At 71.4% G+C, this 11,454-nt stretch carries 11 protein-coding genes; 6 read left to right on the top strand and 5 right to left on the bottom strand.

The features are described 5' to 3' along the window. Positions 1-43: 43 nt before the first annotated feature. From ACFWU3_RS33975 to ACFWU3_RS33965, 3 genes are all read right to left on the bottom strand, one after another. Positions 44-2,290, bottom strand: coding sequence for a HelD family protein (locus tag ACFWU3_RS33975; protein WP_384445107.1), 2,247 nt, complete (start codon positions 2,288-2,290; stop codon positions 44-46). 187 nt (positions 2,291-2,477) lie between these two features. Next, the gene (trxA, locus tag ACFWU3_RS33970) at positions 2,478-2,822 is read right to left on the bottom strand and encodes a thioredoxin (protein ID WP_384445105.1); all 345 of its coding nucleotides are present in this window, start codon (positions 2,820-2,822) and stop codon (positions 2,478-2,480) included. Continuing rightward, complete coding sequence (locus ACFWU3_RS33965) at positions 2,819-3,217, bottom strand: MerR family transcriptional regulator (protein ID WP_384445103.1); 399 nt, start codon at positions 3,215-3,217, stop codon at positions 2,819-2,821. The genes trxA and ACFWU3_RS33965 overlap by 4 nt, the downstream gene beginning before the upstream one ends. A 163-nt stretch (positions 3,218-3,380) precedes the next feature. Here ACFWU3_RS33965 and ACFWU3_RS33960 point away from each other — a divergent pair, with 163 nt between their 5' ends. Then, complete coding sequence (locus tag ACFWU3_RS33960; protein ID WP_384445101.1) at positions 3,381-4,757, top strand: DUF418 domain-containing protein; 1,377 nt, start codon at positions 3,381-3,383, stop codon at positions 4,755-4,757. Here ACFWU3_RS33960 and ACFWU3_RS33955 read toward each other — a convergent pair. Then, positions 4,669-5,556, bottom strand: coding sequence for an NAD(P)-dependent oxidoreductase (locus ACFWU3_RS33955; RefSeq protein WP_384445099.1), 888 nt, complete (start codon positions 5,554-5,556; stop codon positions 4,669-4,671). The two genes, ACFWU3_RS33960 and ACFWU3_RS33955, sit on opposite strands and share 89 nt — an antisense overlap. A gap of 154 nt (positions 5,557-5,710) precedes the next feature. Beyond that, on the bottom strand, positions 5,711-6,229 hold the full coding sequence (locus ACFWU3_RS33950; RefSeq protein ID WP_384445098.1) for an Lrp/AsnC family transcriptional regulator: 519 nt from the start codon (positions 6,227-6,229) through the stop codon (positions 5,711-5,713). Between the two features lie 65 nt (positions 6,230-6,294). Here ACFWU3_RS33950 and ACFWU3_RS33945 point away from each other — a divergent pair, with 65 nt between their 5' ends. The 5 genes from ACFWU3_RS33945 to ACFWU3_RS33925 all read left to right on the top strand — a co-directional run bounded on the left by ACFWU3_RS33945 (position 6,295) and on the right by ACFWU3_RS33925 (position 11,431). Beyond that, positions 6,295-7,203 carry an NAD-dependent epimerase/dehydratase family protein gene (locus ACFWU3_RS33945; RefSeq protein WP_384445096.1) on the top strand — a complete coding sequence of 303 codons (909 nt, stop codon included), beginning with the start codon at positions 6,295-6,297 and terminating at the stop codon, positions 7,201-7,203. Then, a complete protein-coding gene (locus ACFWU3_RS33940; RefSeq protein ID WP_384445094.1) occupies positions 7,203-8,180 on the top strand; it encodes an aldo/keto reductase in 978 nt (325 codons plus the stop codon). The genes ACFWU3_RS33945 and ACFWU3_RS33940 overlap by 1 nt, the downstream gene beginning before the upstream one ends. Then, entirely contained in the window at positions 8,177-8,770 is a 594-nt protein-coding gene (locus tag ACFWU3_RS33935) for a hypothetical protein (protein WP_384445092.1), read from the top strand. Before ACFWU3_RS33940 ends, ACFWU3_RS33935 begins: the two co-directional genes overlap by 4 nt. 201 nt (positions 8,771-8,971) lie before the next feature. After that, on the top strand, positions 8,972-10,426 hold the full coding sequence (locus tag ACFWU3_RS33930) for a glycoside hydrolase family 16 protein (protein ID WP_384445090.1): 1,455 nt from the start codon (positions 8,972-8,974) through the stop codon (positions 10,424-10,426). 33 nt (positions 10,427-10,459) lie between these two features. Then, the gene (locus ACFWU3_RS33925; protein ID WP_384445088.1) at positions 10,460-11,431 is read left to right on the top strand and encodes a DUF1996 domain-containing protein; all 972 of its coding nucleotides are present in this window, start codon (positions 10,460-10,462) and stop codon (positions 11,429-11,431) included. Positions 11,432-11,454: the final 23 nt, after the last annotated feature.

Below are 11,454 nucleotides of genomic sequence, written 5' to 3'. Positions count from 1 at the left end.
GTTCCGCGCCCGGCCGCCCCTTTCCCGCGCCGTCCCCCGCCGCTCAGTCCCGGGGCGTCAGCGCCGCAGGCAACTCGCCCCGGTGGACGATGCCGAGCCGCTGGGTGGCGCGGGTCATCGCCACATACAGATCGCTCTCGCCGAAGAGCCGGGGCTCGACCACGATCACGGAGTCGAACTCCAGGCCCTTGGCCTCGCGCGGGTCGAGCAGCACGACGGACCGGGTGAGATCGACCGGGCCGCTGCCGAGCGCGGACAGCTCGCCGTGCAGTTCGCGCGGGGCGATGACCGCGAGCCGGCCCTCCTTCGGCGTCTCCCGGGCGACCGCGGCGAGGACCGTGGGCCCGAGGTCTCCCTCGGCCGCCCGCTCGGTCCACGGCCCCTCGCCGGTCGAGCGCACCGAGCGCGGCGGCTCGAAGTCGGGGTACGTCTCCCGGCGCACCTGCGCCGCGAGCTCCATGATCTCGGCGGGCGTACGGTAGTTGACCCCGAGCCGGGTGTGCTGCCACCGGTCGCCCACGTACGGACCGAGGATCTTCTCCCACGAGCCGAGGCCCGCCACGTCGCCGGTCTGGGCCGGGTCGCCGACCAGGGTCATCGACCGGGTGGGGCAGCGGCGCATCAGCAGCCGCCAGGCCATCGCGGAGAGCTCCTGCGCCTCGTCCACGATGATGTGCCCGAAGGCCCAGGTGCGGTCGGCGGCGGCACGGGCGGCGGCGCTGCGGTCGTCGGTCTCCTCCTGGCGTTCGGCCAGCTCCTCCGCGCCGATGACGTCGTGCGCGGCCAGTACCTCGGACTCCTCGTCCTCGAACTCGTAGGTCCGGGAGCCCTGGGAGAGCTCCAGCACCCCCTGCGCGTACGCGATCCGCCGCATCCGGTCGGCCTCGGCCTTCGCGCGTTCGGCGCTGTCGTCGGCGCCGAGCAGTTCGGCGGCCTCGTCCAGCAGCGGCACATCGGCGGGTGTCCAGGGACCGGTCGCCCGCCGGATCAGGTCGGCGTCCTCGTCCGGGAGCTGCTCCTCGGGCCGGGCGAGAAGGTCCGCGACGAGCTGCTCCGGGGTGAGCACCGGCCACAGCTCGTCGATCGCGGCGTGCACCTCGGCGCTGGCGGCGATCTCCTTGGCGAGCTGCGCGACGTCGTCGGGCCCGAGGAGGTTGGGGCCGCCGAACGGGTCCGCGCCGAGCCGGTCCACCAGCTGCTCGGTCAGCAGGTCGATGATCCGGAAGGCGAAGTAGGGCCGGGCGGGATTGTGCGGCAGCCGGGTCGCACGGGCGCGGTCGCGCGCCTCGTAGGCCATCTCCCGGTCGAGCCGCAGGACGCCGTACTCCTCGTGGTCGATCTCCAGCGCCGGCCCGGGCAGGGTGCCCTCGTCCTCGTGGTCGACGTCCGGCACCGTCTCGGGGAGCGCCTGCCGGTCGCGTACGGCGCGGGCGAGCACATCGGCCATCTCCGCTCGGCCCTTCACCTCCGCGGCCGCGGCGGTGTCCGTCCCGGTGGCGTGCACACCGGGGTAGAGCTCGGCCATGGTCGACAGCAGCACACCGGTCTCGCCGAGCGAGGGCAGCACTTCGCCGATGTAGCCGAGGAACGCCGGGTTGGGCCCGACGATCAGCACGGCGCGGCGGGCGAGCTGCTCGCGGTGGGCGTAGAGGAGATAGGCGGCGCGGTGCAGCGCGACGGCGGTCTTGCCGGTCCCGGGCCCGCCCTCCACGACGAGAACGCCGTGCCGCGGGGCCCGGATGATGCGGTCCTGCTCGGCCTGGATGGTCTGCACGATGTCGGCCATCCGCCCGGTGCGGGCCGCGCCGAGCGCCGCGAGCAGGACGGCGTCGCCGTCGGGGTCCTCGTAGCCGGTGCGGGTGGCGTCGGCGAGATCGAGGATCTCGTCGTGCAGCGCGGTGACGGTCCGCGCCTCGGTGGTGATGTGCCGGCGGCGGCGGAGCCCCATCGGCTCATAGCCGGTCGCGAGGTAAAAGGGACGGGCGACGGGAGCACGCCAGTCGACGAGCATCGGTGTGTGTTCCGGGTCGTCCCGGCGGATTCCGATTCGGCCGATGTGATGACGGCTGCCGTCCTGAAGATCGAGACTGCCGAAACAGAGCCCGGCGTCCACGGCATTCAGGGCGGAGAGCCGTGCGGAATGCTCGGCAACACCGACATCGCGCTCCAGCTTGGCCTGGAGACCCGTACTGACCTGCCCGATCGTGGACCGGACTGCGGCCTCGGCCTCGTCACGGAGCACATCGAGGCGCTCGTAGAGCAGTGAGACGAATTGCTGCTCATGCTGCATTTCCTCGGTTGACAATTCCGCTCCCGACGCGATATGGTGTCGCTACTTGAGTGCCTGCATCGGTTTATGAAACCGAGCATGCAAACACTCAATATACGCAGCGAAACACCCCGGCCGTCAATTCGGTACCGGGGTATTTTTGTGTGCCGGTGAGCTTCTCCGCCGGACGGTCGTCCCGCTTCCTGCCTCACCCGCCGGGCCGGATCACATCCTCGAGCTCCTGGAGAAGCCGGCGCTTGGGGCGGGCGCCCACCATCGACTTCACCGGCTCCCCCGCGCGGAACACCATCAGCGTGGGCATCGACAGCACGGCGTACCGGGCCGTGATCTCCGGATTGGCGTCCACATCGAGCTGCACCACCTTGAGCCGGCCCGCCTCCTGGGCCGCCGTCGCACTCAGCACCGGCGCGAGCTGCCGGCACGGCCCGCACCAGTCCGCCGTGAACTCCACCAGCACCGGGAGATCCGCCCCCAGGACCTCGGCGTCGAAGTCCTGGTCGGTCACTTCCGCGACACCCTCTGCCCGCATCATGCGTGTCCTCCGAATTCGCATCGTGGTTCCGGACCCTCCGCGAAGTCCGCCTCGGCCTTCGCGAGTTGTGCGCCCACCTGGGCGCGTACCGACTGGAGCTGCCCGATGAGGGTGTCCAGTTCACCGAGCTTGGCCCGGTAGACGGCGAGCGAGGCGGGGCAGGAGTCGCCCGCCGGATGCCCGGCCCGCAGGCACTCGACGAACGGCCGTGTCTCCTCCAGCTCGAACCCGAAGTCCTGGAGGGTCCTGATCTGCTGGACGAGGCGCAGATCGTCCTCGTCGTAGGTGCGGTAGCCGTTCCCCGCGCGCCGTGCGGGCAGGAGCCCCCGTGTCTCGTAGTAGCGCAGGGTCCGTGTGGTGGTCCCGGCCCGCTCCGCCAGCTCGCCGATTCGCATGTCCTCGACGGTAATCCTTGACGTCGGGGTGAAGGAAAGCCCGGCGGGGGAGGCCGATCACGGCCGCTGTACGCCGGTCGGCGCGGACCGGGCTCCTTTGGTCGGCCGGTCATGGACCGAAGACGGATGCCGCCTACCCACCCGGCCTTCCTAACGTGACGGCATGACCGTCGAATCCGAGGCGCCGCCTGCGCGGCGGGGCGCCGTGCGACCTCAGGAGCGGGCGCTCGCGCCCGATCTCTCGCGCGGCATCATGCTCCTGCTCATCGCCGCGTCCAACACGGCGTTCCATCTGTGGGCCGCCCGGCGCGGCCCCTCGGGCTGGCAGCCCGTGGACGGGTCGTGGCTCGACCGTGCCGTCCAGTTCACGATGATCACCGTGCTCGATCTGCGCGTGTACCCCCTCTTCGCCTTCCTCTTCGGGTACGGCATGACGCGGCTCTATCTGCGCCAACGGGCCGCGGGCAGCTCCGAGAAGGACGCGGTCGGGATCCTGCGCCGGCGCAGTCTGTGGCTGATCGTCATCGGACTGGCGCACGCGACCCTGCTGATGGCCGGCGACATCCTGGGCTTCTACGGGCTGACGAGCCTCGTCCTCGGATGGCTCGTGCTGCGCCGCAGCGACCGTGCGCTGGGGTGGTGGATCGCCATCGCGACGGTGCAGCTCGTCCTGCTGACCGTCGGACCGGTCCTGCCCGCCCTGTTCCAGGGCGAGTTGGGCTCGTACGGGGACGCCTCGGCGGAGCCGGGCAACGAGGCCTACGCGGCCGGCGAGGAGAGCTGGTTCACCGCCGCCGGCATCCGGCTGACCACCGGGCTGTTCGTCACTTTCGCCGCAGCGCCGCTCTCCCTGCTCGGCGGCGCCTACGTCATCTTCCTGCTCGGCTTCTGGGCCGCGCGCCGCCGGGTCCTGGAGGACAGCGGCCGTCACCTTCCGCTGCTGCGCCGGACCGCGGTCATCGGCATCACGGTCGGCTGGCTCGGCGGACTGCCCGCCGCGCTCGCGCACATCGGCGTCCTGCGGGTGCCCGACGCGGCACAGAGCGAGTCGGGGGTGCTCACCCTGCTCCGGGACGTCACCGGCAACGCGGCCGGGCTCGGCTATGTGGCCGCGGTGGCCCTGTTCGCCCACTGGTGGAGCGGGCGCCCGGAACGGCGGGGTGCGCGTGTGGTGACGGCGGTGGCCGCCGTCGGCAAGCGGTCGCTGTCCTGCTACCTGGCGCACTCGCTGGTCCTCGCGCCGGTGCTCGCGGCCTGGGGGCTCGGTCTCGGTGAGCACCTGACCAGCGCCACCATGCTGCTGTTCGCGACCGGCGTCTGGCTGCTCACGGTGGCCGGGGCATACGCCCTGGAACGCGCCGGCCGCCGCGGCCCCGCCGAAGCGGTGCTGCGACGGCTGATGTACGGCGGCGACGGCCGCCGACGTGAGGCGCGCACGCACCCCGATCCGGTCAGGACGCGGACCGCACCGCCTCCACCGTGCTCGCCCAGTCGTCCGAACCATGACCCCGAGCGATCGCCCGGTCCGCCACCGCCTTGACCGACTCCAGCTGCGAGACGTCGAGGCCCCGCGCACGCGCCGCGTGCAGGATGTGGCTCACGCCCGACGCCATCATGCCGAGGCCCGCCTCCTGTCCCGGGTAGCTGCCCGCGTCGATGTTCTCGGCCGTGTACTGGGCGATGGGCGGCAGGATCCGGACGATCGAGTCGAGATACGGGGCGATGTCCGCCGCCTTGACACCGTCGGCGGTGGCCAGTGCGTAGGCGTGCACCAGACCGGAGATGCTGCCGTAGAAGAAGTCGAGCAGCGCCAGGTCGTACAGGGCGGCGAGCCCGGGGTCCGTACCGACGAAGGCGGCCCGGCCACCGAGGGTCTTCAGCGTCGACTCGTGCCGCTCGTACGACTCCCGGGAGCCGGCGTAGAAGAGCAGCGCGTCGGGTGAGCCGACGAGCGGGGTGGGCACCATCACGGCGCCGTCGAGGTAGTCGACGCCGTGCGAGGCCGCCCAGGCCGCGGCCTGTCGCGAGCGCTCCGGGACGTCGGAGGTGACATTGAGCAGCACCCGGCCCCGGAGGGCTTCACCGAGCGGTTCGAGGATCGCGTCCGAGGCGTCGTGGTCGACGACGCAGACGATGATCAACTCAGCTGCCCGGACGGCCTCCTCGGCGCTCGCGGCCTCGACGGCGCCGCGGGCGACGAGGTCGTCCCCCTTGCCCGGAGAGCGGTTCCAGACGGTGGTGGGGAGGCCCGCGTCGAGGAGGGCGCCGGCCAGCGCGCGGCCCATGGCGCCGAGGCCGATGACAGTGACAGGAATGAGGGGACTCTGCGTGGTGGACATGCACACCATGCTTCGTCGCCGCGAACTCCCCCACAAGTACCGACTCTCAAGTGGGATACTCACCAAAAGGTGAGCATCCTGGTCAGAGCAGTGATCGATGCGGTACTTCGCGGTGCCGCATCACGGTGCTCGCGGCCGGACTCACTCGCGGTGCTCACGACGGGGGCAGCAGCGGCTTCCGTTCCAGCGGCGAGGTGAGCACGATCGACGTCGTCGTCCGCCCCAGCGCCGACACCAGTTCCAGGACCTCTTCGAGGTGGACCGTGTCCGTCACGGCGACCTTGATGATCCAGCAGTCCTCGCCGACCACATGGTGCGCCTCGGTCACCTCGGGGCGCTCCAGCAGCTCGCGCGTCCGCGGGTGCCTCAGCGTGTAGCCGCCGTGCGGATCGACGCGGATGAAGGCCTGGATCCCGTGGCCGAGCCGGGCCGGGGAGACATGCGCGCCGTATCCGGTGATGGCGCCGCAGGCTTCGAGACGGCGGACCCGTTCCGTGACGGCCGCGGGACTCAGCCGTACCCGCCGGCCCAGTTCGCTGAGTTTGATGCGGCCGTCCGTCTGGAGGAGCTCCAGGATCTGCCGGTCGATACGGTCGAAACCAGCCGCCGACGTTTCGACGGCGGGCGGACGCGAATACCGAGATTCTTTCGGCGAAGAGGCCGGATCTCCCATGACTCCCCCTTCAGGCTGCGGCCCGACAACGTAACACTTGCCGTAGAGCGACAGGGAGTTGAGGAATGCGCGAGATATGCGTCATCGGGGGCAACCGCTATGTCGGAAAGCGGCTGATCGCCCGCCTGCTGGAATCCGGGGACCGGGTCACCGTCATCAACCGCGGTTCGTCCGCGCCGCCCGCCGGAGTGCGGCATCTGGTCGCGGACCGGGACGACGAGGACTCCCTGCGGGCCGCGATCGGTTCACGTTCCTTCGACGTGGTGGTCGACCAGGTCTGCTACACGCCGCGCCAGGCGGAGATCGCGGTGCGGGTGTTCTCGGGGCGGACCCGCCGCTATGTGATGACGTCCACCGTCGAGGTCTACGAGTACGAGAACTCCGCCGAGCCGGTGCGCGAGGACGCGGTCGACCCGCTGGCGGTGCTTGTCGACACGGCCCTGCCCTGGGACGACCCCGCCTTCCGGGAGGAGCGGTACGGCGAGGGAAAGCGGCAGGCGGAGGCGGTGTTCGCGGCCGCGGCCGGCTTCCCGTCCGTGGCGGTGCGCGTCGCCCATGTCCTCGGCGGACACGACGACTTCACCGCGCGCGTGGACCACTACGCGGAACGCATCAGGGCCGGTGAGCCGATCGCCGTTCCGGAGAAGAACCATCCCGCCACCTATGTGTATGTCGAGGAGATCGCGGACTTTCTCGCCTGGACGACGGGGCAGGAATTCACCGGACCGGTGAATGCGCATGCGAACGGTCCGCTGACGACGCAGGACATCTGCGCCGCGATCGAGCGGGAGACGGGCGGCCGGGTGGAATTCGCCCCGGTACACGGGGGTGAGACATCGCCGTTCTCCTTCGCCCGCGCCTACGCCATGGACAACTCCCGTGCCACAGCCCTCGGATACACCTTCCGGCATACGTCGGAATGGCTTCAGCAGGCTGTGTCGGAGACTCTCGCGGCGCGCCAGGAGGTGCGGTGATGCGGTACCGCACAGTCGGCGGACTGCGGGTGGGGGCCGTCGGACTGGGCGCGATGCCGCTGTCCATCGAGGGGCGCCCCGACGAGCGCCAGGCCGTCGCCACCGTGCACGCCGCGCTGGACGCGGGCGTGACGCTGATCGACACGGCCGACTCCTACTACGCGCCGGGCGGCGAACCGGGGGCGGGCGAGCTGCTGGTCGCCCGGGCGCTCGCCTCGTACGGAGGGAACACCGACGCGGTGCTCGTCGCCACGAAGGGCGGGCGTGGCCGGACGGACGACGGCGGCTGGACGGTGGACGCGGCACCGGAGCGCCTCCGACGGGCGGCCCATGCCTCACTGGCCCGCATCGGCGGTGCGGCGATCGGCCTCTACCAGCTGCACAAGCCCGATCCGGCCGTCCCGTTCGCCGAGTCGGTGGGCGCGCTCCGGGAGCTGCTGGACGAGGGCACGATCCGCTTCGCCGGGATCTCCAACGTGGACGCGGACCGGATCGGACTGGCGCGGGAGATGCTGGGCGACCGGCTCGTCTCCGTGCAGAACCGGTTCTCGCCCGCGGTGCGCGAAGGAGAGGCCGAGCTGCGGCTCTGCGCGGAGCTGGGGATGGCGTATCTGCCGTGGAGTCCTCTCGGGGGGATCTCACGCAGTGCGCTGGACGGTCCGGCGGGCGGGCCGCAGGCGCCGGGTCCGTACGAGGCGTTCCACCGGGTGGCGCGGGCGCGCGGGGTGAGCCCTCAACAGGTGGCACTGGCCTGGCTGTTGGCGCAGTCGCCGACTGTCGTCCCGATCCCGGGCGCGAGCCGTCCGGAGAGCATCCGTGACTCGGCGGCGGCGGCCGGCCTCGTGCTGGGCGCGGAGGAGGTGGCCGAACTGGACGCGAGCGGCTCGCGCGGCGCGGCCGGATCGGACGCGACCGGTACCGGACAGGACACCGCCGGGTCGCTCGCCGCCACCGGACAGGGCACCATGCCGAGGTGACGAACTACGAGACGGACGGCGGGCGTCCGCGGCGCTCGGTCGACCGGGGCGCCAGGATCGAGTCCTACGCCGATCTGATCCATGTGGTGTGCCCGGGGTGCGGCGGGCGGGCCGACGTGGTGCCCCGGCCGGGCCTGCCGGAGCTGAAGTACCACACCGAACTGCTGTTCCGGCCGCGCCGGCTGGCGTGCGGTCGCTGCGCCACGGTGCGGGACTGGGAGGCCGAACGCCGTGGAGGCGCGCTGATCGCCGCCACACTCGGCGGACCCGACGAACCCTTCTTCGGGCGGCCGCTCTGGCTCCGCACTCCGTGCCGCGGCAAGGTCCTGTGGGCGTACAACGAACGCCACATCGACGCGCTGGAGCACTGTCTCGCCGCCGGCCTCCGGGGGCGCGACGGTCATCCGCACATGAGCATGCTGACGCGGCTGCCCGCTTGGATGAAGGCCGCCGGCCACCGGGATGACGTACTGCGCGGGCTCTCACGGATGCGGGAACTGCTCCATGCCGACGCGCCCGCCGACCGCCCGTACTCGGCCGTCGCGTCGGGGCCGGGGCGGCTCGCGCGGCCTGTCCGGGCCATCTGGTAGCCGCCGTACCGACCCGGCGGCACCGGCCCGCGGACGTACGGACTCCGGGGACCGGGCACCCGACCAGCCGCATCGGTCAACTGCCCTGTCCCTTCAGGAAATCGACGATGCCGAGCCATTGACGCCTCCACCGGCTCCAACTACAAAACTATCTGAGAGCGCTCTCACACACCCTTGGCACCATCCTCCCGGAGGTGTTCCGTGAGTACGAGCCGCATCAGACGCACCCCCCTGCTCACCGTCGTCGTGGCCCTCGCCGTCGCGCTCGCCGGCTTCGTCGGCGTCACCGGCGCCGGACAGGCGCGCGGTGACGTTCCCCCCACGCCCGGCTGGAATCTCCAGTGGAGCGACGACTTCAACGGCGCCAACCGCACCCTGCCCTCGTCCGCCGACTGGCAGATCGACCTCGGCCACGGCTACCCCGGCGGCCCCGGCAACTGGGGCACCGGCGAGATCCAGAACTACACCGCCAGCCCGGACAACCTCAGTCTCGACGGCAGCGGAAACCTGCGGATCACCCCGCTCAGGGACGGCGCCGGCAACTGGACGTCCGGCCGCATCGAGACCAGGCGCGCCGACTTCAAGGCCCCGGCCGGCGGCACCCTGCGCATCGAGGGCCGCATCCAGATGCCGAACGTCACCGGGCAGGCCGCGCTCGGGTACTGGCCCGCCTTCTGGGCCCTCGGCGCTCCCTACCGGGGCAACTACTGGAACTGGCCGGCCATCGGTGAGTTCGACATCATGGAGAACGTCAACGGCATCAACTCGGTGTGGGCCGTGCTGCACTGCGGTGTGAACCCCGGCGGCCCCTGCAACGAGACCAACGGCATCGGCGCCAACCGGGCCTGCCCCGGCGCCTCCTGCCAGTCGGCCTTCCACACCTACCGCTTCGAGTGGGACCGCTCCGTCTCCCCCAACCAACTGCGCTGGTACGTGGACGGCCAGCTCTTCCACAGCATCAGCCAGGACCGTTTCGACGCGGGCACCTGGGCCAACATGACCGAGCACGCCGGGTACTTCATTCTGCTGAACGTGGCCATGGGCGGCGCCTTCCCCAACGGTGTCGCTGGCACCGGGACCCCGACGGCCGCCACCGTCCCCGGCCGCCCCATGCTCGTCGACTACGTCGCGGTGTGGACCCGCGGCGGCGGCACGACTCCCCCGCCCACCACCCCGCCGCCGTCCGGCTCCTCCCAGTTGTATCTGCGGACGGGAGGCGGCGCGGGCGACGCCGCCGCGTCGGCCGGCTCGGTGAGCGTCTCCTCGGCGGGCGGCGCCAACTACGACGGCACCCCGCACAACCCGCAGGTCTTCACCTCGTCCGGGATCACCCGCAGATACAACGGCGGGGCCACCCAGTTCGACCTGTTCACCGACTCCGGATCGACGGTCGCCAACGGGCAGCAGGTCAGGGTGAGTTACGACCGGACGGGCGACGGCGGCTGGGACCGGACGGAGACGTACCACTACTTCGCCACGGACCCCGTGCCGGGTTACGAGCACTACACCCAGGCGAAGGGCCTCAAGTCGGCGACGGGCGCACTCGGCGATCTGAGCAACGGACGGGTCCGCGTCGAGGTCTGGAACGCCATCGGCAACGGCGCGAGCACGGTGGGCGTCGGCAACCAGTCCGTCGTCCGTATCCCGTTCGACTGAAGCGGCAGCACGAAGGACATGACAGGAGGCCCCATGCTCCGCCGACTGCTCGCGAGCACGGCCGCCGTGATCTTCCTGATCACCGCGGGCTGGGTCACCGCGGGGAACCACTCACCGGCGTCCGGCTCCGCGGACGACCACGGTGCGCCGGGCCACGCGCGCGCCGGCCACACAGCACACCACCACACCTTCAGCCCGGCGCAGGCGGCCGCGATCGTCGCGCAGGCGGCGGCACCCCTGCGCGGGAGCGAGTTCCGCGCGGAGTGCTTCTCCAGCCATCGCCGGGGTGACGACCCGATCGTCTTCCCCGGGCAGGCGGGCCGCTCGCACATCCACGAGTTCTACGGGAACCGGACGGCGAACGCGTCCTCGACGCTCCAGTCGCTGGCCGCCGGCACCACCAACTGCTCGCCGTCGGTGGACCTCTCCTCGTACTGGACGCCCACCCTCTACAAGAACGGAGCCCCCGTGGCCCCCGAGCGGGTCACCGTCTACTACCAGGGCATCACCGACCACACCCGTGCCGTCGCGCATCCCCGCGGCCTGCGGTACGTGGTCGGCAACGCCACCGCCACCTCGCCCGATCAGAATCCCGCCGCACGCTGGTCGTGCGTGGGCCGGCCTGAGTCGGGCCGGGACTTCGTGAACTGCCCGCCCGGCACGAAGCTGGAGAACTACCTTGACTTCCCCACCTGTTGGGACGGGCGGAACCTGGACAGCGCCAACCACCGCGACCACATGGCGTACGCGGCCGGACAGACCTGTCCGGCCTCGCATCCGGTCGTCGTGCCGCGCCTGGAACTGCTGATCACCTGGCCGGTGAACGGCGGCGGGCTGACACTCGCGGGCACCAGGAACGGGACCAACGTCACGGATCAGCCCGGTTACACCTTCCACGGGGACTTCTTCAACGCGTGGAACGAATCCGAGCTGAAGCGGCGCGTCGCCGACTGCATCGTGGCGGGCTACATCTGCGGGACCGACGGCAGTCCGATCCAGCAGTGACAGCGGTGACGGACGGAAACGAC

It is taken from the genome of Streptomyces sp. NPDC058685 (genome assembly GCF_042714725.1).
GTDB lineage: Bacteria > Actinomycetota > Actinomycetes > Streptomycetales > Streptomycetaceae > Streptomyces.
Note: the sequence above shows the minus strand (reverse complement) of the source record. Positions and strands in the feature narration are given on the sequence as shown.